General features: G+C 74.1%; 16 protein-coding genes. 11 read left to right on the forward strand and 5 right to left on the reverse strand.

Going from position 1 to position 21213, the window contains the following annotated elements; all coding sequences use genetic code 11:
- The first annotated feature begins 91 nt into the window (after window positions 1-91).
- On the forward strand, window positions 92-3610 hold the full coding sequence (locus J1M38_RS06960; protein ID WP_134377089.1) for a pyruvate carboxylase: 3519 nt from the start codon (window positions 92-94) through the stop codon (window positions 3608-3610).
- Window positions 3611-3692: 82 nt separating this feature from the next.
- Window positions 3693-5156, forward strand: coding sequence for a mycothione reductase (locus J1M38_RS06965; protein ID WP_049146974.1), 1464 nt, complete (start codon window positions 3693-3695; stop codon window positions 5154-5156).
- A 61-nt stretch (window positions 5157-5217) separates the two neighbouring features.
- Here J1M38_RS06965 and J1M38_RS06970 read toward each other — a convergent pair whose 3' ends face one another.
- Both J1M38_RS06970 and J1M38_RS06975 read right to left on the reverse strand, forming a co-directional pair.
- Window positions 5218-7053, reverse strand: a complete 1836-nt coding sequence (locus J1M38_RS06970; RefSeq protein ID WP_049146976.1) for a long-chain fatty acid--CoA ligase — start codon at window positions 7051-7053, stop codon at window positions 5218-5220.
- A 114-nt stretch (window positions 7054-7167) separates the two neighbouring features.
- Window positions 7168-7782, reverse strand: a complete 615-nt coding sequence (locus J1M38_RS06975; RefSeq protein WP_206501210.1) for a carboxylesterase — start codon at window positions 7780-7782, stop codon at window positions 7168-7170.
- A gap of 68 nt (window positions 7783-7850) precedes the next feature.
- Between J1M38_RS06975 and J1M38_RS06980 the strand changes: the two genes are divergently transcribed.
- Together J1M38_RS06980 and J1M38_RS06985 are read left to right on the forward strand one after the other, a co-directional pair.
- A complete protein-coding gene (locus J1M38_RS06980; RefSeq protein WP_206481848.1) occupies window positions 7851-8558 on the forward strand; it encodes a lysophospholipid acyltransferase family protein in 708 nt (235 codons plus the stop codon).
- A gap of 71 nt (window positions 8559-8629) precedes the next feature.
- Window positions 8630-10042: a class II 3-deoxy-7-phosphoheptulonate synthase gene (locus tag J1M38_RS06985; RefSeq protein ID WP_036316682.1), complete on the forward strand. Its 1413-nt coding sequence runs from the start codon at window positions 8630-8632 to the stop codon at window positions 10040-10042.
- Between the two features lie 24 nt (window positions 10043-10066).
- Here J1M38_RS06985 and pknB read toward each other — a convergent pair whose 3' ends face one another.
- Together pknB and J1M38_RS06995 are read right to left on the reverse strand one after the other, a co-directional pair.
- Complete coding sequence (gene pknB, locus J1M38_RS06990) at window positions 10067-12004, reverse strand: Stk1 family PASTA domain-containing Ser/Thr kinase (protein WP_237069081.1); 1938 nt, start codon at window positions 12002-12004, stop codon at window positions 10067-10069.
- A 55-nt stretch (window positions 12005-12059) separates the two neighbouring features.
- Window positions 12060-13157, reverse strand: a complete 1098-nt coding sequence (locus J1M38_RS06995) for a LysM peptidoglycan-binding domain-containing protein (RefSeq protein ID WP_230297513.1) — start codon at window positions 13155-13157, stop codon at window positions 12060-12062.
- Between the two features lie 267 nt (window positions 13158-13424).
- Here J1M38_RS06995 and J1M38_RS07000 point away from each other — a divergent pair, with 267 nt between their 5' ends.
- Complete coding sequence (locus J1M38_RS07000) at window positions 13425-13823, forward strand: Rv2175c family DNA-binding protein (RefSeq protein ID WP_044659490.1); 399 nt, start codon at window positions 13425-13427, stop codon at window positions 13821-13823.
- Between the two features lie 43 nt (window positions 13824-13866).
- Here J1M38_RS07000 and J1M38_RS07005 read toward each other — a convergent pair whose 3' ends face one another.
- Window positions 13867-14982: a polyprenyl synthetase family protein gene (locus J1M38_RS07005; RefSeq protein ID WP_036384567.1), complete on the reverse strand. Its 1116-nt coding sequence runs from the start codon at window positions 14980-14982 to the stop codon at window positions 13867-13869.
- A 56-nt stretch (window positions 14983-15038) separates the two neighbouring features.
- Between J1M38_RS07005 and dinB the strand changes: the two genes are divergently transcribed.
- The 6 genes from dinB to J1M38_RS07035 all read left to right on the forward strand — a co-directional run bounded on the left by dinB (window position 15039) and on the right by J1M38_RS07035 (window position 21159).
- Entirely contained in the window at window positions 15039-16334 is a 1296-nt protein-coding gene (gene dinB, locus J1M38_RS07010; protein ID WP_036384565.1) for a DNA polymerase IV, read from the forward strand.
- Window positions 16335-16467: 133 nt separating this feature from the next.
- On the forward strand, window positions 16468-16854 hold the full coding sequence (locus tag J1M38_RS07015; protein ID WP_012750919.1) for a DUF3040 domain-containing protein: 387 nt from the start codon (window positions 16468-16470) through the stop codon (window positions 16852-16854).
- Window positions 16855-17176: 322 nt separating this feature from the next.
- Entirely contained in the window at window positions 17177-17608 is a 432-nt protein-coding gene (gene mraZ, locus J1M38_RS07020; RefSeq protein ID WP_002854575.1) for a division/cell wall cluster transcriptional repressor MraZ, read from the forward strand.
- 142 nt (window positions 17609-17750) lie between these two features.
- Window positions 17751-18746, forward strand: coding sequence for a 16S rRNA (cytosine(1402)-N(4))-methyltransferase RsmH (gene rsmH / locus J1M38_RS07025; RefSeq protein WP_036384563.1), 996 nt, complete (start codon window positions 17751-17753; stop codon window positions 18744-18746).
- A gap of 20 nt (window positions 18747-18766) precedes the next feature.
- The gene (locus J1M38_RS07030) at window positions 18767-19336 is read left to right on the forward strand and encodes a hypothetical protein (protein ID WP_235186537.1); all 570 of its coding nucleotides are present in this window, start codon (window positions 18767-18769) and stop codon (window positions 19334-19336) included.
- Between the two features lie 68 nt (window positions 19337-19404).
- Window positions 19405-21159 carry a penicillin-binding protein 2 gene (locus J1M38_RS07035; RefSeq protein WP_235186536.1) on the forward strand — a complete coding sequence of 585 codons (1755 nt, stop codon included), beginning with the start codon at window positions 19405-19407 and terminating at the stop codon, window positions 21157-21159.
- The last annotated feature ends 54 nt before the right edge of the window (window positions 21160-21213 follow it).

The following is a 21213-nucleotide window of genomic DNA, read 5'->3' on the forward strand; positions in this document are numbered from 1 at the left end:
CGGAGGGCCGAGTCAGTCATCTTTCGTCTCGCAGCGGTGACTGTGCGCGACATGAGGCGGAACTCCGGCGCGGTGTGACACACTCCCAACCATGACCGCACCTGTCGAGAACTTCACCCCTCCAGAGGACGCGGCCGGGTCGACCGGAGCCGGCGCCGTCTTCTCCAAGGTCTTGGTGGCCAACCGCGGCGAGATCGCCGTCCGCGCCTTCCGCGCCTGCTACGAGCTGGGCGCCCGCACCGTCGCCGTCTTCCCCTACGAGGACCGCAATTCGATCCACCGCCAGAAGGCGGACGAGGCCTACCGCATCGGCGAGGAGGGCCACCCCGTGCGCGCCTACCTCGACGTGGACGAGATCATCCGCGTGGCGAAGGACGCCGGGGCCGACGCGATCTACCCGGGCTACGGCTTCCTGTCGGAGAACGCCGGCCTGGCCCGTGCCGCGGCTGAGAACGGGATCACCTTCGTCGGCCCGCCCGCCGACGTCCTCGAGCTGACCGGCAACAAGGTCGAGGCCCTGCGCGCGGCCAAGCGTGCGGGCATCCCCACCCTGGCCTCCTCGGACCCGAGCGCCGACGTCGAGTGGCTCCTGGAGCAGGCCGAGGAGATCGGCTTCCCCATCTTCGTCAAGGCCGTCGCCGGCGGCGGCGGCCGCGGCATGCGCCGCGTCGAGCGCCGCGAGGACCTGCGCGGCTCCCTCGAGGCCGCGATGCGCGAGGCGGACACCGCCTTCGGCGACCCCACCGTGTTCCTCGAGCAGGCCGTCCTGCGGCCGCGGCACATCGAGGTGCAGATCCTCGCCGACGGCGAGGGCAACGTCGTGCACCTCTTCGAGCGGGACTGCTCGCTCCAGCGCCGCCACCAGAAGGTCATCGAGATGGCCCCGGCCCCGAACCTGGACGAGGAGATCCGGCAGGCCCTGCACCGGGACGCCGTCGCCTTCGCCAAGGAGATGGGGTACGTCAACGCGGGCACCGTCGAGTTCCTCGTGGACACGGCGGGCGAGCGTGCGGGCCAGCACGTGTTCATCGAGATGAACCCCCGCATCCAGGTGGAGCACACCGTGACCGAGGAGGTCACGGACGTGGACCTGGTGGGCGCGCAGCTGCGCATCGCCGCCGGCGCCACCCTGCCCGAGCTGGGCATCACCCAGGACGCCCTCCAGGTCCGCGGCTTCGCCATCCAGTGCCGCATCACCACCGAGGACCCGGCCAACGGCTTCCGCCCGGACACCGGCACCATCACCGCCTACCGCTCGGCCGGCGGCTCCGGTGTGCGCCTCGACGGCGGCACCATCTACGCCGGTGCGGAGATCAGCCCCCACTTCGACTCCATGCTGGTCAAGCTCACCTGCCGCGGACGCGACTACGCCACGGCCGTGCGCCGCGTGCGCCGCGCCCTGGCCGAGTTCCGCGTGCGCGGCGTGGCCACCAACATCCCGTTCCTGATGAACGTGATGGACGACCCGCAGTTCGTCAGCGGCGACGTCGCCACGGACTTCATCGACAAGCACCCCGAGCTGGCCACGGTGAACCGCTCCCAGGACCGCGGCTCCAAGGCCCTGCAGTACCTCGTGGACGTCACGGTCAACCAGCCGCACGGCCCGCGCATCGAGGGCATCGACCCCCGCGACCGCCTCCCGGAGCACCCGGGCGACAAGCACCAGGAGCCGGACCGCTCGCCCTTCGACGGCCCGAGCCGGAACGAGGACGCGGCGCCCCCGCACGGCTGGCGTCAGGTGCTGCTGGAGCAGGGCCCCGAGGGCTTCGCCCGCACCCTGCGCGAACAGACCGCGCTGGCCGTCACGGACACCACGTTCCGCGACGCCCACCAGTCCCTGCTGGCCACCCGCGTCCGCACGCGCGACCTGCTGGCCGCCGCGCCCGCCGTCGCGCACACCCTGCCGGGGCTGCTCTCCGTGGAGGCCTGGGGCGGGGCGACGTACGACGTCGCGCTGCGCTTCCTCCACGAGGACCCGTGGCAGCGCCTCGAGCTGCTGCGCGCGGAGCTGCCGAACATCCCGATCCAGATGCTGCTGCGCGGCCGCAACACGGTGGGCTACACGCCGTACCCCACCGAGGTGACGGACGCGTTCGTGGCCGAGGCCGCGGCGTCCGGCGTCGACGTGTTCCGCATCTTCGACGCCCTCAACGACGTCGAGCAGATCACCCCGGCCATCGAGGCGGTGCGTGCCACGGGCACCGCCGTGGCCGAGGCGGCCCTGTGCTACACGGGCAACATGACGGACCCGAAGGAGACGCTCTACACGCTCGACTACTACCTGGGCCTCGCCCGCCGGATGGTCGACGCCGGCGCCCACGTCCTGGCGATCAAGGACATGGCGGGCCTGCTGCGGCCCGCCGCCGCGCGCGAGCTCGTCACCGCCCTGCGCGCCGAGTTCGACCTGCCCGTGCACCTGCACACGCACGACACCGCCGGCGGCCAGCTGGCCACCCTGCTCGCGGCGGCGGAGGCCGGCGTGGACGCCGTCGACGCGGCCACCGCGTCCATGGCGGGCACCACGAGCCAGGTGCCGCTGTCCGCCCTGGTCGCGGCGCTCGAGCACACCGAGCGGGACACCGGTCTCGGCCTCGAGGCCGCCACCGCGATGGAGCCCTACTGGGAGTCCGTCCGCTCGGCGTACGCGCCCTTCGAGGCGGGGCTGCCCGCCCCGACCGGCCGCGTGTACCACCACGAGATCCCGGGGGGCCAGCTGTCCAACCTGCGCACGCAGGCGATCGCGCTCGGCCTGGGGGAGCGGTTCGAGGCCATCGAGTCGATGTACGCCGCGGCCGACGACCTGCTCGGCCACCTCGTCAAGGTCACCCCGTCCTCCAAGGTGGTGGGCGACCTGGCGCTCCAGCTGGTCGGTTCCGGCGTGGACCCGAAGGAGTTCGCGGAGCGTCCGCAGGAGTTCGACATCCCGGACTCCGTGATCGGCTTCCTGCGCGGCGAGCTCGGCGACCCGCCCGGCGGCTGGCCGGAGCCCTTCCGGACCAAGGCCCTCCAGGGTCGCCGCGAGGGCGCGGGCATGGTGGAGATCTCCGCGGAGGACTCGACCGCCCTCGCCGAGGCCGGACAGACCCGCCGCGCGGTGCTGAACCGCCTGCTCTTCCCCGGCCCCACGAAGGAGTTCGAGGCGCACCGCGAGGAGTTCGGGGACACCGTCACCCTGCACACCCGCGACTTCCTCTACGGCCTCGTCCCCGGGCGTGAGCACGTCATCTCGCTCGGACGCGGTGTCCGGCTGCTCGCCACCCTCATGTCCGTCTCCGAGCCGGACGAGAAGGGCATGCGCACGGTGATGGTCACCCTGAACGGCCAGCTGCGCCAGATGACCGTCCGGGACCGCTCGATCGAGTCCACCGTGCGGACCGCGGAGAAGGCGGACCCCGGCACCCCCGGCCACGTCGCCGCCCCGTTCGCGGGCTCGGTCACCGTCCAGGTGGCCGAGGGCGACGCCGTCGAGGTCGGCCAGGCGGTGGCCACGATCGAGGCGATGAAGATGGAGGCCGCGATCACGGCCCAGGCCGCGGGCACCGTGCGCCGCGTGGTCACGGAGGGCGTCACGCCCGTCAACGGCGGAGACCTGCTGCTCGTGATCGAGTGAGCCCCGCGTGAGCCCGCCGCCGGCGGGCCGCCCCACGGGCCCGGACGCCACCGCGTCCGGGCCCGTGCCTATCCTGGGAGGCATGGCCACCTCTGCGGAACACCACGACCTGCTCATCATCGGCTCCGGATCGGGGAACTCCCTGATCAGCGAACACTGGAAGGGCCGGAGCGTCGTGATCGCCGACTCCGGCACGTTCGGCGGCACCTGCCTGAACGTCGGCTGCATCCCCACCAAGATGTACGCCTACCCGGCCGGCCTGGCCGCGCTGCCCCCCGAGGCCCGGAGCCTCGGGGTGGGGCTGGAGTTCACGGGCGCCGACTTCCCGGCCATCCGGGACCGCATCTTCACGCGCATCGACGGCATCAGCCGGGACGGGCTGCGCTACCGCCGGGACGATCTGGACTACACGAGCGTGATCCAGGAGGAGGTGCGCTTCGTCGGTCCCCGCCGCGTGCGCACCGCCTCGGGCCGGGAGATCACGGCGGACCAGGTGGTGGTCGCCGCGGGGTCGCGGCCCACCCTCCCGGAGATCCCGGGCCTGGACCTGCCGTCGGTGCACACCTCGGACACCGTGATGCGACTGGATCGGCTGCCGCGGCGGCTGCTCGTGGTGGGCGGCGGGTTCATCGCCTGCGAGTTCGCCTCCGTCTTCGCCGGGCTGGGGACCGAGGTCGTCCAGGTCAACCGCGGCCACCGGCTGCTCAAGCAGCACGACATGTCCGTGTCCACGACGTTCACGAAGATCGCTGCCCGACGGTGGGACCTGCGCACGGGGTGGACCCCGGCCGGGATCGAACCGGTCGAGGACGCCGAGCGGGCCGCGGACGGCTGGGTCCGGGTGCGCCTGGATCGCGCGGAGGGCCAGGAGCAGACCGGCATCGTGGAGGAGGCCATCGAGGCGGACACGGTGCTGATCGCGGTCGGCCGGACGCCGAACACGGACCGCCTCGACCCCGCCGCCGCGGGACTGGACGTCACCGACGACGGCGTCCTGGCCAGCGACGAGCATCAGCGCGCACTCTCCGACGGTGCTCCGGTGGAGGGGGTCTACGTGCTCGGGGACGTCGCCAACACGTGGCAGCTCAAGCACGTAGCCAATCACGAGGCCCGCGTCGTCGCGCACAACCTGGAGCATCCGGACGATCTCCGCGCCAACACGCTCGGCCCCGTGCCGGCGGCCGTGTTCACCCATCCGCAGGTGGCCTCCGTCGGTCTCACGGTGGAGCAGGCGCTCGCCGACTACGGCGCGGACGCGATCACGGTGAAGACCCAGTCCTTCGGGGACGTCGCCTACGGCTGGGCCATGGAGGACACCGAGGGCGTGTGCACCGTCGTCGCGGAGAAGGCCACGGGACGGATCCTGGGCGGGCACATCCTGGGGCACGAGGCCGCGAACCTCATCCAGCCGCTCGTGACCGGCATGGCGTTCGGCATCGACGCCCACCGGCTCGCGCGGGGCCAGTACTGGCCCCACCCGGCCCTCACCGAGGTCGTCGAGAACGCGCTGCTGGGCCTGGACGTGCCGGACTCCGGTCTGCTCTGACCGGAACCGCGGGGACGACGACGCCCGGCCGCGGGGCCGGGCGCCGTCGTCGAGGGGGCGTTCAGTTGTGCGGGGCGGGCTCCCCGTAGATGTCCGCGATCTGCGCGGCGAAGTCCTTCATGATCGCCGACCGGCGCATCTTCAGGGACGGGGTCACATGGCCCTCCTCCAGGGAGAAGTCGCGGTCGAGGATGCGGAACTCCCGGATCCCCTCGGCGCGCGAGACCAGGCTGTTGGCCTTGTCCACGGCCTCCTGGATGTGGCGGCGCACCGCGTCCTCGCGTGCGGCCGCAGCGACGTCGAGGTCCTTCGGCAGCCCGTTCGCGGCGAGCCACGCGGGCAGGGTGTCGGTGTCGAGGGTGACGATCGCCGCGATGAAGGGCTTGCCGTCGCCGACCACCATCACCTGGGAGACGAGCGCGTCGCTGCGGATCGCGTCCTCGAGCATCGCCGGTGCCACGTTCTTGCCGCCGGCCGTCACCAGCAGCTCCTTCTTGCGGCCGGTGATCGTGAGGAAGCCGTCGTCGTCCAGGGCCCCGAGGTCGCCGGTGCGGAACCAGCCGTCCTCGAAGGCCTCCTCGTTCGCCTCCGGCCGGTTGTGGTAGCCGCGCATCAGCGAGGTGCCGCGCGTGAGGATCTCGCCGTCCTCGGCGATCCGCACCTGGTTGCCGCCGAGGGGGTGTCCGACCGTGCCGATCTTCAGCCGGTCCGGCCGGCCCACGGTGATGGGGGCCGTCGTCTCGGTGAGGCCGTAGCCCTCGAGGATGGTCACGCCCACGCCGCGGAAGAAGTGCGCCAGGTCGGTGGAGAGGGGGCCGCCGCCGGAGACCGCGTACGCGAGCCGGCCGCCCATGGCCGTCCGGATGCGGCGGTAGATCAGCGCGGAGTAGAACGCGCGCTGCAGCCGCAGGGGCGCCGTCATCTGGCCCGAGTCCAGCGCCCGGGACCAGCGGATCGCCACGTCCGCGCCACGGCGGAAGATCTTCTCCTTGCCGCCGCTCTGCGCGTTGAGCAGCGCCGCGTTGTAGATCTTCTCGAACACGCGCGGCACGGCCAGCACGAAGCTCGGCTGGAAGGTCTGCAGCGAGACCGAGAGCCGCTTGATGTCCGAGACGTGCCCGCAGCGTGCGCCCGCGGCGACGGTGAGCACCGATACGAAGCGCGCGAACACGTGCGCCAGGGGGATGAACAGCACGGTGGAGGTGTCCTGGCGGACGACGTCGCCGAGCGAGGAGGACAGGGTCTGGTTGACGAGCTCCGCGAAGTTCTCGTGCGTGAGCTCGCAGCCCTTGGGCCGGCCCGTGGTGCCGGAGGTGTAGATGATGGTCGCCAGGTCGGCCAGGCCGGCGGAGGACCGGCGCGTCTCGAGCTCCTCATCGGTGACGTCCGTGCCCAGGGCGACGAGCGCCTCGAGACCGGAGCCGGGGGCGCCGTCGGCCGGGTCCATCGTCCACAGGCCGATCAGCTCCGGCAGGCCCTCGCGCTGCACCGCGTCCCGCACCGTCTTGGCGAGGTTCTCGTTCCCGGTCACGACGGCGCGCACGTGCGAGTCCTCGATGATCCAGGACACCTGGCTGACGGAGGAGGTCTCGTACACGGGCACGGTGACCGCGCCGGCATACCAGATGGCGAAGTCGACCAGTGTCCACTCCAGGCGGGTGGAGGCCAGGAGCCCGACCGTCTCCCCGGGCTGGATCCCGGCGGCGATCAGCCCCTTGGCCAGGGCCCGCACGCGCTCGCGGGCGTCCCGGGCGGAGACGTCCGTCCACTGGTCCTGCGCGTCGGGCACCGCGAAGAGGCCGTGGTCGGGACGCTCCGTGGCCTGGCGTTCCAGGAAGTCCGTGATGTTCGCCTCCGGGGACAGGCGGGGGTGGTACGGCTCGCTGATCTCGTGCATGGGACTCCTCGGGCGTTGGGTCGGTCCCGCCGACCGGTGGTCGGCGGAACGGAAGTATGTGTGAGTCGTGTCACGCACACTCTACAACCGGCAGCGGTGGGGTCCGGGCGCGACTCAGTGCGTCGTCATGGCGGCGACCGCGCTCCGGCCGTGGTCGATCAGCAGCGGCAGGTCGTGGTCGAGCGTGGCGACGTGGCGGCTGCGGGGCAGTCCCACCACCTCCACGGGGGCCTGGCGCAGGCCCCGCACCAGGGTCCGGTGGCTCGAGGCGGGCACGACGGCGTCGCGGGCGGACCGGTAGACCGTCACGGGAGCGGTGATCCGCGGCAGGGCGCGGCGGGCGGCCCGCTGGATGCGGCCGACGGCGGCGACGCCGGCCACGGGTCGGTGGGCCGCGGCGTCGAGCGCGAGGGCGCCGCCCATCGAGATGCCCGCCATGACCACGCGGCCGTGTCGGGCGAGCTCGAGGTCCACGACGGCCCGGACGGCGGCGCGGATCTCGTCCGCACCGGTGGCGGCGAGGTCCTCCCACCGGGTGCCGTGCCCCGGCAGCAGGGGCACGCTCACGGGGGAGCCGCCTGCCGCGAGCCCCTCGGCCCAGGCGCGGACGGAGGCCGGAGTCGAGGTGAACCCGTGCAGGAGCACGACGCAGTGGTCGCGCCGGGCGGGAGCGGCGGGCATGAGGCGCAGGGGCAGGTCTTCGGGGGCGACGGCGACGGGGCGGGGCATGGTGCCAGGGTAAGGCAGGCGGACCGTACGATGGGCAGGCACCCGACCGCCCCGACCGGAAGGCCCTCGTGTCCACGTTCTACTGGTCCGCCAAGACGTTCGCCGTGGCTCCGGCCACCCGTCTGCTGTTCCGCCCCTGGGTGAAGGGCCTCGGGAACGTGCCGGCCGAGGGCCCGGCGATCCTGGCCAGCAACCACCTGTCCGTCTCGGACTCGGTGTTCATGCCGGCCATGCTCGACCGCCAGGTGCACTTCCTGGCCAAGCACGAGTACTTCACCGGCCCGGGCGTGAAGGGGTGGGTCACCCGCCGGTTCTTCGAGGCGGCGAACCAGCTGCCCATGGACCGCTCCGGCGGAGAGGCGTCCCTGCGCTCGCTGGACGCGGGCCTCGAGGCGCTGCGGGAGGGCCGGCTGCTCGGGATCTACCCGGAGGGCACCCGCAGCCCGGACGGGCGGCTGCACCGCGGCAAGATCGGCGTGGCCAAGCTCGCGCTGGCCTCGGGCGCGCCCGTGGTGCCCATCGCGATGATCGGCACGGACCGGGTCCAGCCGATCGGCCACGTGCTGCCGCGGATCCGGCGCCTGGGCATGATCTTCGGTGAGCCGCTGGACTTCTCCGACCGTGCCGAGGCCGCCGGCGACCCCCGGGCGCTGCGGGAAGTGACGGACGAGATCATGGAGGCCATCCGGCGCCTGTCGGGCCAGGAGTACGTGGACACCTACGCGGCGGACGTGAAGGCGGGCCGTACGGCCGCTCCGCCACGCGCCCGCGACTGAGCGGGGCCCGCGCGTCGTCATCCGGGGACGCTCAGACCGGGGCGCGGCACGCGGCCCCTAGCCTGGTGCACATGACTGAAGACCCCCGCGAGAAGATCCTGGCCTTCGGCACCGCCATCTCGGAGGGCGCCGCCGACATCCCCGGCCTGGACCACTGGCGCTCGCTGCCGATCGCGCAGGCGCCGTCCTGGGCGGACGAGGCCGATCACCGCGCCGCCGTCGCCGAGCTGAGCGCCCTGCCCCCGCTCGTCTTCGCGGGCGAGGTCGACCTGCTGCGCGCCCGTCTGGCCGACGTCGCCCAGGGCCGCGCGTTCCTCCTGCAGGGCGGCGACTGCGCCGAGACGTTCGCCGGGTCCACCGCCAACCGGATCAGCGCCCGGGTGAAGACCATCCTGCAGATGGCCGCGGTGCTGACCTACGGCGCCTCCATGCCGGTCGTGAAGATGGGCCGGATCGCCGGCCAGTTCGCGAAGCCGCGGTCCTCGGACACGGAGACCCGCGACGGCGTCACGCTGCCCAGCTTCCGCGGCGAGATCGTGAACGGCTACGAGTTCACCGAGCAGGCCCGCCGGCACGACGCCCGACGGATGGTGCAGGCCTACCACACCTCCGCCTCCACCCTGAACCTGGTCCGCGCCTTCACCCAGGGCGGCTTCGCCGATCTGCGCAGCGTGCACCAGTGGAACCAGGGCTTCATGGCCAACCCGGCCTACGCCCAGTACGAGGAGATGGCCGCCGAGATCGACCGCGCGGTCCGCTTCATGAACGCCGCGGGCGTGGACTTCGAGGCCATGCGCCGCACCGAGTTCTACTCGGCCCACGAGGCGCTCCTGCTCGACTACGAACGCGCCCTGACCCGCGTGGACTCGCGCAGCGGCGACCCCTACGCCACGAGCGCCCACTTCCTGTGGATCGGCGAGCGCACCCGCCAGGTGGACGGCGCCCACGTCGACTTCCTCTCCCGGGTCCGCAACCCGATCGGCGTGAAGCTCGGCCCGACCACCACGGTCGCGGACGCGCTCGAGCTCGCCGAGCGGCTGGACCCGGAGCGCGAGCCGGGCCGCCTGACCTTCATCACCCGCATGGGCGCGGAGCGGATCCGGGACGTGCTCCCCGGCATCGTCGAGGGCGTCCGGGACGCGGGGCTGGAGCCGGTGTGGGTCACCGACCCCATGCACGGCAACACCGTGACCGCGGCCAACGGCTACAAGACCCGCCGGTTCGAGGACGTGATGGACGAGGTCAGCGGCTTCTTCGAGGTGCACCGCGAGCTCGGCACGCACCCGGGCGGCATGCACGTCGAGCTGACCGGCGACGACGTCGCCGAGTGCCTGGGCGGCTCCGACCCGATCAACGAGGCCGACTTCGACGCCCGCTACGAGACGCTGTGCGACCCGCGGCTGAACCACCAGCAGTCCCTGGAGATGGCGTTCAAGGTCACCGAGGCCCTCTCCCACCCCGAGCGCCGCGCGCCGCGGGCCTGACCGCGCGGCCGGGCACGCCCCGGCTCAGCCGACCCAGACGTGGACCGCGGTGCCCTCGGGCAGGGCGGTCCCGGCGGCGGGGGACTGGTGCAGGACCCGGGACTCGCCCCGGCCGGAGAGCGGCAGCGGCAGGCGATGCACGCGGGCGTCCCAGCCGTCGTCCGCCAGCGTCGTGCCCGCCATCTCCGGATCCTGCCCGGTCACGTCCGGCACCGGGCGCACGGCGCGGCCTTCGGAGAGCACCACGCGGACCGCGGTGCCCGGCGTCGCCTGCTCGCCGGGGGCCGGGTGCTGCTCGATCACGGCCCCGGCCGGCACTGCGGGATCGGTGCGGCGCTCCGCGACCTCCACGGTGAATCGGGCGTCCCGGGCCACGCCGTGGGCCCGCCGGATCACGACGCCGGTCAGGTCCGGCACCGGCACCGGCGCGGGGCCGGCGGAGACGGTGAGCTCGACGGGGGTGCCGCGCCCTGCCGGCTCCCCGGCCGCGGGCGAGCTGGCGACGACCGTGCCCTCCGTGCGGAGTTCGTCGTGCCGGGCCGTGACCGCCGCGGTGAAGCCCGCGGCGGTCAGCCGTTCCTCCGCCGCCTCCCGGGCCAGCCCGTCGAGGTCGGGGACCACCGCCACACCTCCGACTCCGAGGCCGCCGGAGCCCAGCGTCCAGCCCAGCAGCAGGGCGACGCCGGTGAGCAGCAGGGTCACGGCCGCGCCGATCGCGGCGGTCCGGCCGGTGCCCTGGCCGAGGTCGAGGGCGGGGCGGCGGGCCGCCCGACGCAGCCGCCGCGGGGACTCGCGCCCCGGATGCCGGTCCGCCGGAGCGGGGTCGAGCCCGAGCGGGCCGATCGGCTCCGCCGGATGCGCGGCGGGCCGCCGGTCGGCCCCGCGCGTCGCCGCACGGGTGTCGATGACGTCGGTCATGTCCGCGTCGAGGTCGGACTCGGCCAGGGCGGGGAGCAGGCGCGTCGCGTGGTGGTCGCCGGCGTCGAGGGCCCGGGTCTCCAGGTTCCCGTCCGGGGCTGCGTCCTCGGGGCCATCGGCGGCGGGGGCGCCCACCGCCGGCTCCGCATCCGGGCCCTCGGCGGGGTGGCGGTCCGGTTCGTCGGGGTCCAGGCCCGCCGCCACGGCGTCGATGCGGTGCAGGAGCTCGCCGGCACCGGCGGGCCGGTCGGCCGGGTCCGGCTCGGTGCACCACAGCACGAGGTCGTCGAGATCCTCGGGGAGCCCGGGGTGCAGCGTGGACGGCACGGGGACCCGCTCGTGGACATGCCGGTAGGCGACCTGCAACGCGGTCGCCGCGGTGTACGGCTGGCGGCCCGTGAGCAGCTCGAACAGGATGATGCCCACGGCGTACACGTCGGAGCGGGCGTCGGCGGGCGCCCCGGCGATGTGCTCGGGGGCGAGGTAGGCGGGCGTGCCCACGACGGCCTGCCCGGCCAGGGTGTGGGCCGTGGCGGCACGGGACAGGCCGAAGTCCGCGACCGTCACCCGCCCGTCGTCGCGGACGAGCACGTTCTCGGGCTTCACGTCCCGGTGCACCAGCCCGGCGCGGTGCGCGGCGGCCAGGCCGTCGACGAGCGGACGCAGGAACCGCAGCGCCTCCCGGGGTGAGAGCGGTGCACGGTCCCGGATGACGGTGCGCAGCGTGCGGCCGGGCACGTGCTCCATCACGAGGTAGGCCAGCACGTCGCCGTCCTCGGCCTCGGTGTGGCCCTGGTCCAGGACCGCGACGACGTGCGGATGGGACAGCCGCGCCGCCGTCTTGGCCTCCTGCTCGAACCGGCCGACGAGGACGGGGTCCTCCGCCAGGTGCGGGTGCATGACCTTGAGCGCCACCTCGCGGTCGAGACGCTCGTCCACGGCCAGGTAGACGGTGGACATGCCGCCCCGGGCCAGCCGCTCGACGACTCGGTAGCGGCCGTCGACGATGTCCCCCACGAGGGGGTCCCGGCGTGCGCTGCTCATCGTCCCAGGGTAGGACAGGCGGCGGACCCCCTCGGGGCGGTCCGCCGCCGGCGGATCAGAACATCGCCATGGCGGCGCGCACCTTGGCCACGTAGTCCCGTGCCTCCGGGTTCAGGCCGCTGTCCAGCACCCCGCCGAGGCCCTGGTAGTAGGCCCCGATGCCCTCATCGAGTGTGGGGGTGCGGTCCTGCACGTACTTGATGAACGCGACGCCGGCCACCGCGTTGTCGTAGGGGTCCAGCAGGTTCAGCTCGCGGCCCACCAGCTCCGAGGCGAACTCGCCCGTGATCGGGATGACCTGCATCGCCCCCACGGCGTTGCCGGGGGAGACCGAGGCCATGCGGAAGCGGGACTCGGTGTACGCGTGGCCCAGGGCCAGGCGGGGGTCCACGCCCATCCGCTCGGCGGTCTCGCGGACGATCTGCTGCATCTGCTCGGGGGTGGGCTGCGGGACGGAGCGCAGCAGGCGCAGGTTCTCGTTCGCCGAGGCCGTGACGTGCGGCGCGTCGGTGCGGCCGAGGAAGGTGTCGCCGACCGCCTGGACGGCGGAGACCGGCTCCACCTCGAGGGTGCCGTCGGAGATCACGAGCACGTCGCCGGGGTGTAGCGTCGAGGCCCGCGTCAGGCCGTTGAGCTCGCGCAGACGGGGGATGGAGACCTCGAACCGCTGGGAGATCCCCCAGAGGGAGTCGCCGGAGACCACGGTGTACCGGACCGTCTCGCCGGCGGCCGCCGGGGCCTTCGAGGCCGGCGCGGGGGCGGTCGACGCGGGGGTCTTCGGTGCGGCGGCCGTGCGCTGCGTGGTCAGGACCATGCCCGGGTGGAGCATGCTCGACGCGCTCATGCCGTTGAGCCGCTGCAGCTGCGCGGCGGAGACGCCGGTGCGGCGGGCGATGATCCACCACCCGTCGTTCGGCTGCACCGTGTAGGTCCCGACGGCCGGGGCCGGGGCCGCCGCGCCGGTCAGGCGGAGCTCGTCACCCGGGTAGAGCACGGTCTCCAGGCCCAGGCCGTTGAACCGCAGCAGGTCGGCGACGGAGACGCCGCGGGCGGCCGAGATCCGGGTGAGGGTGTCGCCCGGGCGCACGGTGTGCACCGCAGCCTCCTGGGCGTGGGCCTGGGCGGGCAGACCGGTGAGCAGCAGCAGGGGCACCGCGCCGCCGGTCAGGACGGAGCGCAGGCGGCGGGAGCGGACGGGGTGTGGGACACGGCAGACCTCGGCATCGGATCGGACGGATGGAACACGACGGGGAAGTGACGGGCGGGACCCGTGGCCCCCCGCGGTCGACCGACGACGTCGGCGCCCGGCCGTGGAGCCTCGGCGATGTTATCGGAATGTGATCTTCGTGACCATACCGAGATCCATGCCGTCCGGGGCGCGGTGGGCCGGGCCCGTCGGCGGCCACGTAGGCTGGCGCCCGTGAGCACCACTTCCTCCGACACCCCGGTCCCCGCTGACGCGATCCCCGCCGAGCTCGACGCCCTCGTGGGCGAGTGGCTCTCCGTGCCCGACGTGGCGGAACACCTCGACCAGCGCGTGACCCGCGTCCACAACCTCGTGCATGATCGCCGCCTGCTGGCCGTGCGTCGTCCCGAGCCCGCGGTGCGGTCCGTGCCGGCCCTGTTCCTCACCGAGACCGGCGTGCTCGACTCCCTGCAGGGCACGCTCGTGCTGCTGGCCGACGCCGGCTTCTCCGACGAGGAGGCCCTCCGTTGGCTGTTCACCGAGGACGAGTCGTTGCCCGGCCGGCCCATCGACGCACTCCGGGACGGCCGGAAGACCGAGATCCGGCGCCGCGCCCAGGCCCTGGCCTGGTGAGCCGGCCCCGCGGGCGGTCATCCGCCCGCGGGGTCCGTGCCGCTCAGTGGCGGCGCGACGTGTAGGCGTCGATCAGCCGCGTGAGCTCGGCGCTCACGTCCTCGGGGACGCCGTGCGCGAGCAGGCCCGCCACGGCCCCGGCCGCCTCGTGCGAGAGCGCCGCGACCCGCTCTTCGACGGCCCGGCGTGCGCCGCACGCCTCGAGGACGGCCTGCCAGTGGGCCACCCGGTCCGCGCCGAGGTCCGGGTCGCCGAGGTCCGCGTCGAGCGCGGCGGCCTCGTCCGGGGCGAGCAGCTCGACGGCGCGGGCGATGAGCACCGTCTGCTTCCCCTCCCGCAGGTCGTCGCCCGCGGGCTTGCCCGTGGTCGCCGGATCGCCGAACACGCCGAGCAGGTCGTCGCGGTACTGGAAGGCCATGCCGAACGGCAGCGACACCCGGGCGAACGCGGTCACCAGCCCGTCGTCCGCCCCCGCCAGCAGCCCCCCGAGGGCGAGCGGGTGCACCGCCGAATAGCGCGCCGACTTGTGCTCCACGACCGCCTCGGCGGCCGCCTCGGCCTCGCGGGCACCGCGCGCCGCCGGGGCCATCTCGGCCACCACGTCGAGGTACTGACCCGCCATCACCCCGAAGCGCATCCGCTCGAGCTCGGCCCGCGCCCGGTCCTCCCGGGGGGTGCCGGCGAGGACACGCGCGAAGGCCGTCTCGCTCATCCCCAGGGCGACGTCGCCGGCGAGGATCGCGGCGGAGACGCCGAAGTGCTCCGCGGCGTGGCGCCAGCCCGCCTCCCGGTGGAGGGACTCGAAGCGGCGGTGCACGCTGGGCATCCCGCGGCGGGTGTCCGAGCGGTCCAGGATGTCGTCGTGGATCAGCGCCGCGGCCTGGAACAGCTCGAACGCCGCGCCCGCCTCGGCGATGCGGGGGTCCTCCGCCTCGCCACCGGCCGCCCGCCAGCCGAGCCAGGCCAGGACGGCGCGCAGGCGCTTGCCGCCCGCGGTCAGGTCCGCGATCGCGTCCACGAGGGGCGCCGTCAGCGGGTGGACGTCCCGGGCGAGGTCCCGGTGCTCCGCCAGCAGGCGGTCGAGGGCGTCGGCGACGGCGGCGCGGAAGCGGTCCTGGTCGGCGGGACGGGGGCGGGGGACGGCGACGTCGGCGGGCATGGCCCCACCCTAGCCGCGCCGCGCGACGGATCGCCGGTCCCGGATAGGCTCGGTCCATGTCCGAGACCGCGCCCGCTGCACCCCGCGAGGAGGCGACGATCCTGCACGTGGACATGGACGCGTTCTTCCTGTCCGTCGAGCTGCGCGAACGGCCCGACCTCGAGGGGCGTCCCGCCGCCGTCGCCGCCCCGAGCGGCCGGTCCGTGGTGCTCTCCGCCTCGTACGCGGCGCGGGCCTACGGGGTCCGCTCGGCGATGCCCCTGGCGCACGCCCGCGCCCTGTGCCCGCCCCTCGTGGTCATCCCGCCGCGCCAGCAGCTCTACCGGGCCGTCTCCGCCGAGGTGATGGCCGTGTTCGCGGACGTGACCCCCGTGATGGAGCAGCTCAGCGTGGACGAGGCGTTCCTCGACGTCGCCGGCGCCCGCCGCCGGCTCGGCCCGCCCGAGCACATCGGCCACCTGATCCGGGAGCGCGTCCGCTCCGAGCTGGGGCTGCCGTGCACCGTGGGCGGCTCGGCCGTGAAGTTCGTGGCCAAGACGGCGTCCACCGCGGCCAAGCCCGACGGCCTGCTGATCGTGCCGCCGCAGCGCACCCTGGACTTCCTCCATCCGCTGCCCGTGGGCCGGCTGTGGGGCGTGGGCCCCAAGGCGGCCGAGCGGCTCGCCCGGCGGGGGGTGGCGACCATCGGCGACCTCGCCCGGGTGGACCCCGCGCGGCTGGAGGCGTCGTTCGGGGCCGCCGGCCGGGAGTGGGCGTCGCTCGCCCGGGGCATCGACCCGCGCCCCGTCGCCCCGCGCCCGGCGGCCCGCAGCATCGGCGCGGACCACACCTTCGACGTCGACCCCGTCGACGTCGCGGGCGCCGACCCGGAGGTCCTGCGCCTGTGCCACCGGGTCGCGGCCCGGCTGCGCGCGGAGGGGGTCACCGCCGGCGCGGTCACAGTCCGCCTCAAGGCGCCGGACGGGTCGGTCCGCAGCCGCACCGCCCGCCTCGCCCGGCCGACCGCCACGGGCCACGACCTCCTCGGCCCGGCGCGGCGACTCGTCCACGAGCTGCACGCCGAACGGCCGCATCCGATCCGGCTCGTGGGCGTGCGCGCCGAGCGCCTCGGGGACGAGGCCGATCAGCCCCCGGCCCAGGAGGCGCTCTTCGGCGGTCCCGCCTGGGGGACGGAGGACGAGGCGTCGGAGGCGGGCGACTGGGCCGGTGCCGAGGCCGCCCTGGACGCCGTCGCCCGGCGCTTCCCGACGGCGGCCGTGCGGCCGGCGTCGCTGCTGGGACGACGCGAGGCCCGCGCCGACGCCCGCCGGGACGCGCCGCGGCCGGGCCCCGGAGGCCCGGACCGGGAGTGAGGGGTTCCGGGGCCGGCGACGTCGCCACCTGGCTAGGGTGGGGCGGCAGGTCCTATCCTGGAGGGCAAGTCGGACGCGCGGGCGTCCCCTCCCGGTCCCGGAGGTGTCGGAGGCCGCGTTCGAAGGAGTCGCCATGCCCCTCTCAGAGCATGAGCAGCGGATGCTGGACCAGCTGGAGCAGCAGCTGCGCACCGAGGACCCCCGGCTGGCCACCCAGATGGCGGACACGGGGCGGCATCGGCTGCCCGTGGGTCGCGTCGTGGCCGGGGCCGTCCTCGCCGTGGTCGGGCTGCTCGTCGTGGTCCTCGGGGTCGCCAACCACGCGATCCTCCTGGGCGTGCTCGGCGTCGTCGTCATCGGGGCCGGCATCTTCCTGCTGACCACGCGGCCCCGCGCCGTCGCCTCCGGGGCCTCGGGCCCGGAGGCCCGCCGGTCGGGCGCACCGCGACGGCAGGGAGGCGGCGACTTCATGGGCCGCCTCGAGCGGCGCTGGGACGAGCGGCGCGCCGGAGGCGACTGAGCGCCTGGCCCGCCGGGCCCCCACTATCCTCCACTCCAGGCCCCGATCCGCTCCGGATCGGGGCCTTTCCGCTGCCCGAGGCTCCGTCGTCGCCGCGGCCCTCCACCGGGGCCCACCGGTCCTCCACGTCCCTCCACGGCGACACCGGCCCCGGGACCCGCGGGATGGCGCGCCGGACTCGGGGGGCCTCGACACGCCCGTGGCGCCGGGACCCGCGTCCGGGGTTGATGGTGGAGGGAAGTGGGGTAATGTGGAGGGAAGGAGAGAGCATGGGTCCCGACCTTGGTCGGGAGGGACCGCTTGACGAGCCAGGGGGTCTGCCGTGTTCTTGGGCACGTACACCCCCCGGCTCGACGAGAAGTCCCGGCTGATCCTCCCCGCCAAGTTCCGCGAGGAGCTGGCGGAGGGGCTGGTCCTGACCCGGGGTCAGGAGCGCTGCATCTACGTGTTCAGCGCTCGTGAGTTCGAGCGGGTCCACGAGCAGATGAGGTCGGCTCCACTGTCCTCCCGCCAGGCCCGTGACTACATCCGCGTCTTCCTCTCGGGGGCGTCGGACGAGGTCCCGGACAAGCAGGGTCGGGTGACCGTGCCGGCGCCGCTGCGACAGTACGCGGGGCTGGACCGGGACGTGACCGTGATCGGCGCGGGGACGCGAGTGGAGATCTGGGACTCGGAGTCCTGGAACACCTACCTCGCCGAGCAGGAAGCCGCCTTCTCCGAGACCGACGAGGACGTCCTGCCCGGCGTCTTCTGACCATGACCACCCGACCTCGAGCGAGACCTCCAGCCGACGCCGCCGCACCTGACCCGTCTTCCCCTGGGCCAGGCGCGGCGGCGGACGGATGGGGATCCCGCCCGAGGTCCGCCAGGACCGCGATGTGAGCAGGAGGTCGAGAGTGGACGCAGGCCAGCCGCGCCCCGAGGACCGCCACCTGCCCGTGATGCGGGACCGCGTCGTCGACCTCCTCGCCCCCGCCGTCCAGGCCGCGCTCGAGGCCGGCCGCACGCCCGTCGCCGTCGACGGCACGCTGGGCATGGGCGGGCACACCGAGGCCCTGCTGACCCGGTTCCCCCACCTGCGCGTCATCGGCATCGACCGCGACGTCCACGCCCAGGCCATGGCCGTCGAGCGCCTCGGCCCCCTCGCCGAGCGCCTGATCCCCTTCCACGGCACCTACGACCGGGTGCCCGAGGCCATGGCCGCCGCGGGCGTCACGAAGGTCGACGCCGCGCTCTACGACCTCGGCGTGTCCTCCTACCAGCTGGACGACCGGGAACGCGGCTTCGCCTACTCCTACGACGCTCCGCTGGACATGCGCATGGACGACACCGCCGAGCGCTCCGCCGCGACGCTCGTGGCGGAGCTGGACGAGCAGGAGCTGCGCCGCATCATCCGTCGCGACGGTGAGGAGCGCTTCGCCGGCCCCATCGCACGGGCCATCGTCCGGGCCCGCGCCGAAGCCCCCATCGAGACCACCGGCCGCCTCGTCGAGGTGATCCGCTCGGCCGTCCCCGTCGCCGCGGGGGCCACCGGCGGGCACCCGGCCAAGCGCACCTTCCAGGCCCTGCGCATCGCCGTGAACGAGGAGCTCGACATCCTCGACGCCGCCGTGCCCGCCATCCTCGACGCCCTCCACGTGGGCGGCCGCCTCGTGGTGATGAGCTACCACTCCCTCGAGGACCGGATCACGAAGCGGCACCTGAGCGCGTGGGCCACGTCCACGGCGCCCCCGGGGTTCCCGGTGGTGCTGGAGGAGCACGAACCCGTGGTGCGGGTGCTCACCCGCGGCACCGAGAAGCCCACCGAAGAAGAAATCTCAGAGAACCGTCGCGCCTCCTCCGCGAAAGTGCGTGCGGTTGAGAAGATCAGGACGTCCAGGACCACGGCATGACGCTGCACGAGGAGATGAGCATGGCCGCACACGCACGGATCGCAGAGTCGCTGCGCCCCGGGTCGACCCCCGTCGCCCCCGCGCGGCCGGCTCCGCAGGAGCGCACGCCGCTCTCGGTGGTGCCCGCCCCGCTGCCCCGATCCCGCTCCGGCGTGACCGTGCTGTGCGTCCTCGTGGTGCTCGCCGCGCTCGCGGCGGTGCTCGTCATGAACATCACCATGTCCAACCGGCAGTACGCCCTCCTGGACCTGCGCCAGGAGCAGCAGGCCGTCACCGAGACCAATGAGCGGCTGGCCGAGCAGGTGGGCCACCTCGAGGCGCCGCAGAACCTGGCCGCGCGCGCCGACGCCCTCGGGATGGTCGCCCCCGCCGGCACCGCCTCCGTGGACGCGGGCACGGGCCAGTTCAGCGGCGAGGCCCAGGCGGCCCAGGACGGCGACATCTCCGCCACCTACGTCGCGCCGCCGGCGGACGCGGACGCGGTCCGCCAGGGGACGGCCGGCGACGGCCAGGACGAGATCGAGGGACCGCGCACCCTCGGCGGCGAGGACGCCTCCGCCGCCCCCGACCAGGACGCCGCCGACCGTTGATCGACCGTCCCGCCTCGCACCTTCCCCGCGGCGGATCGACGGTCGGGCCCGCTCCCGGGCACCCCGCCGTGCGCACCCGCATCCTTCTCCTGCTCGTCTTCGTCCTGCTCGGCGGGCTCGCACTGCGGCTCGTCTACGTGCAGGGCATCGACCCCACGGGGCAGGCCGCGGCGGCCATGGACCAGCGCCTGACCCACCAGGAGACCCTGCCGCAGCGCGGGTCCATCCTGGACCGCGACGGCGACGTGCTGGCCGCCAGCGTGCGCCGCTACGACATCGTCGTGGACCAGCGCCTCGTCAAGGACTTCAACGAATGGGACCGCGAGGCCCGGGAGACCGTGCTCGTGGACGTGGACTCCCGCCTGGCCAGCCTGGCCGAGGTGCTCGGCATGACGGAGGAGGAGGTGCGCGAGGCCACCATCGGCTCCCGCCCGTACGCCGTGGTGCGTCGCTCCGTGACCCCGGAGGTCCGGGACAAGGCCATGGCGCTCAACGTGCCGGGCCTGCTCTCCGAGGCGGTGGACCGCCGCACCTACCCGAACGGGTCGGTCGCCGGCAGCATCATCGGCTTCATGGGCGGTGACGGCACCGCCCTCGAGGGCCTCGAGCTCAGCCAGGACGACGTCATGACCGGCACCCCGGGCACCCGCACGTTCGAGGTGGGCGCAGACGGCATCCGCATCCCCAACGCCCCGCTCGAGGAGGTTCCGGCCGTGGACGGCGCCGACCTGCGCCTGACCGTGGACAAGGACGCCCAGTGGTTCGCGCAGGAGACCCTCGGCGCCCTCGCCGCCGAGTACGACGCGGAGTGGGCGAACGCCGTCGTGATGGACGTGAAGACGGGCGACGTGATCGTCATGGCGGACTCCACCACGGTGGACCCCGCCGACCCCGACGCCACCGAGGGGAACTTCCGCACCTCCACCGTGATGAGCACCCCGTACGAGCCGGGCTCCACGGGCAAGGCGCTGCCGATCGCGGCCGCCGTCGACGCCGGGAAGGTCACCGCCACGGACGGCTTCACCGTCCCCAGCAGCCAGGACTTCGACGGGCAGACCATCCGGGACTTCTCCCCGCACCCGACGTTCGACATGACCGTCGCAGGCATCTACGCGCGCTCCTACAACACGGGCACGGTGCAGATCGCCGAGAAGATCACGGACGAGCAGCGCTACGAGTACATGCGCTCCTTCGGGGTCGGCCAGCCCATCGACCTCGGCCTGCCGCAGCAGGCGGGCAGCGTCCTCGTCCCGCCCGAACAGTGGGACGGCCGCCAGCGCCTGACCACGGCCTTCGGCCAGGGCTACACCCAGACCACCCTGCACACCGCCCAGATGTATCAGGCCCTCGCCAACGGCGGCGTGCTGATCCCGGCCCGGCTGATCGACGCCACGGTGGACGGCGACGGCGCGGAGAAGCGCTGGGAGTCGTCCGCGGAGCCCCACCGCGTGGTCTCCGAGGAGACGGCGGCGCAGATGCTCCGCATGATGGAGACCGTCGTGACGCAGGGCACCAGCAAGGCCGCCGCGATCCCCGGGTATCGCGTGGGCGGCAAGTCCTCCACCGCCGAGGCTGCGAGCGACACCGGCACGTACGACGGCTACAACCTCGGCTTCACCGCCGTCGCCCCGCTCGACGACCCCCGCTTCGTGGTGTCCGTGTCCATGCATCGGCCGCCGTCCAAGCAGGGCTCCCGGGACGTGTCCGTCGCGGCCGCCACGATCATGGAGTACATGCTCCGCCAGGCGGACGTGCCCGCCACCGGAGCCGAGCCGAACGACTACCGCGTCTTCGTGGACGATCCACAGGACCGGCCGTGGTGACCCACGCCGCCGGCCCCGAGCACCCCAGGAGCACCCCCATGACCACCCCGAGCG

The organism is Micrococcus sp. KRD070 (genome assembly GCF_017168435.1).
GTDB lineage: Bacteria > Actinomycetota > Actinomycetes > Actinomycetales > Micrococcaceae > Micrococcus > Micrococcus luteus.

Bases quoted from the DNA above. Each gene is read 5' to 3' on its own strand.
- J1M38_RS06975 (WP_206501210.1), bottom strand. From the start codon at position 7,782: ATGCCCCGCCCCGTCGCCGTCGCCCCCGAAGACCTGCCCCTGCGCCTC.
- J1M38_RS07005 (WP_036384567.1), bottom strand. From the start codon at position 14,982: ATGCCCGCCGACGTCGCCGTCCCCCGCCCCCGTCCCGCCGACCAGGAC.
- J1M38_RS06970 (WP_049146976.1), bottom strand. From the start codon at position 7,053: ATGCACGAGATCAGCGAGCCGTACCACCCCCGCCTGTCCCCGGAGGCG.
- J1M38_RS06985 (WP_036316682.1), top strand. From the start codon at position 8,630: ATGACTGAAGACCCCCGCGAGAAGATCCTGGCCTTCGGCACCGCCATC.
- J1M38_RS07015 (WP_012750919.1), top strand. From the start codon at position 16,468: ATGCCCCTCTCAGAGCATGAGCAGCGGATGCTGGACCAGCTGGAGCAG.
- dinB (WP_036384565.1), top strand. From the start codon at position 15,039: ATGTCCGAGACCGCGCCCGCTGCACCCCGCGAGGAGGCGACGATCCTG.
- J1M38_RS06965 (WP_049146974.1), top strand. From the start codon at position 3,693: ATGGCCACCTCTGCGGAACACCACGACCTGCTCATCATCGGCTCCGGA.
- J1M38_RS06960 (WP_134377089.1), top strand. From the start codon at position 92: ATGACCGCACCTGTCGAGAACTTCACCCCTCCAGAGGACGCGGCCGGG.
- pknB (WP_237069081.1), bottom strand. From the start codon at position 12,004: ATGAGCAGCGCACGCCGGGACCCCCTCGTGGGGGACATCGTCGACGGC.
- J1M38_RS07030 (WP_235186537.1), top strand. From the start codon at position 18,767: ATGGCCGCACACGCACGGATCGCAGAGTCGCTGCGCCCCGGGTCGACC.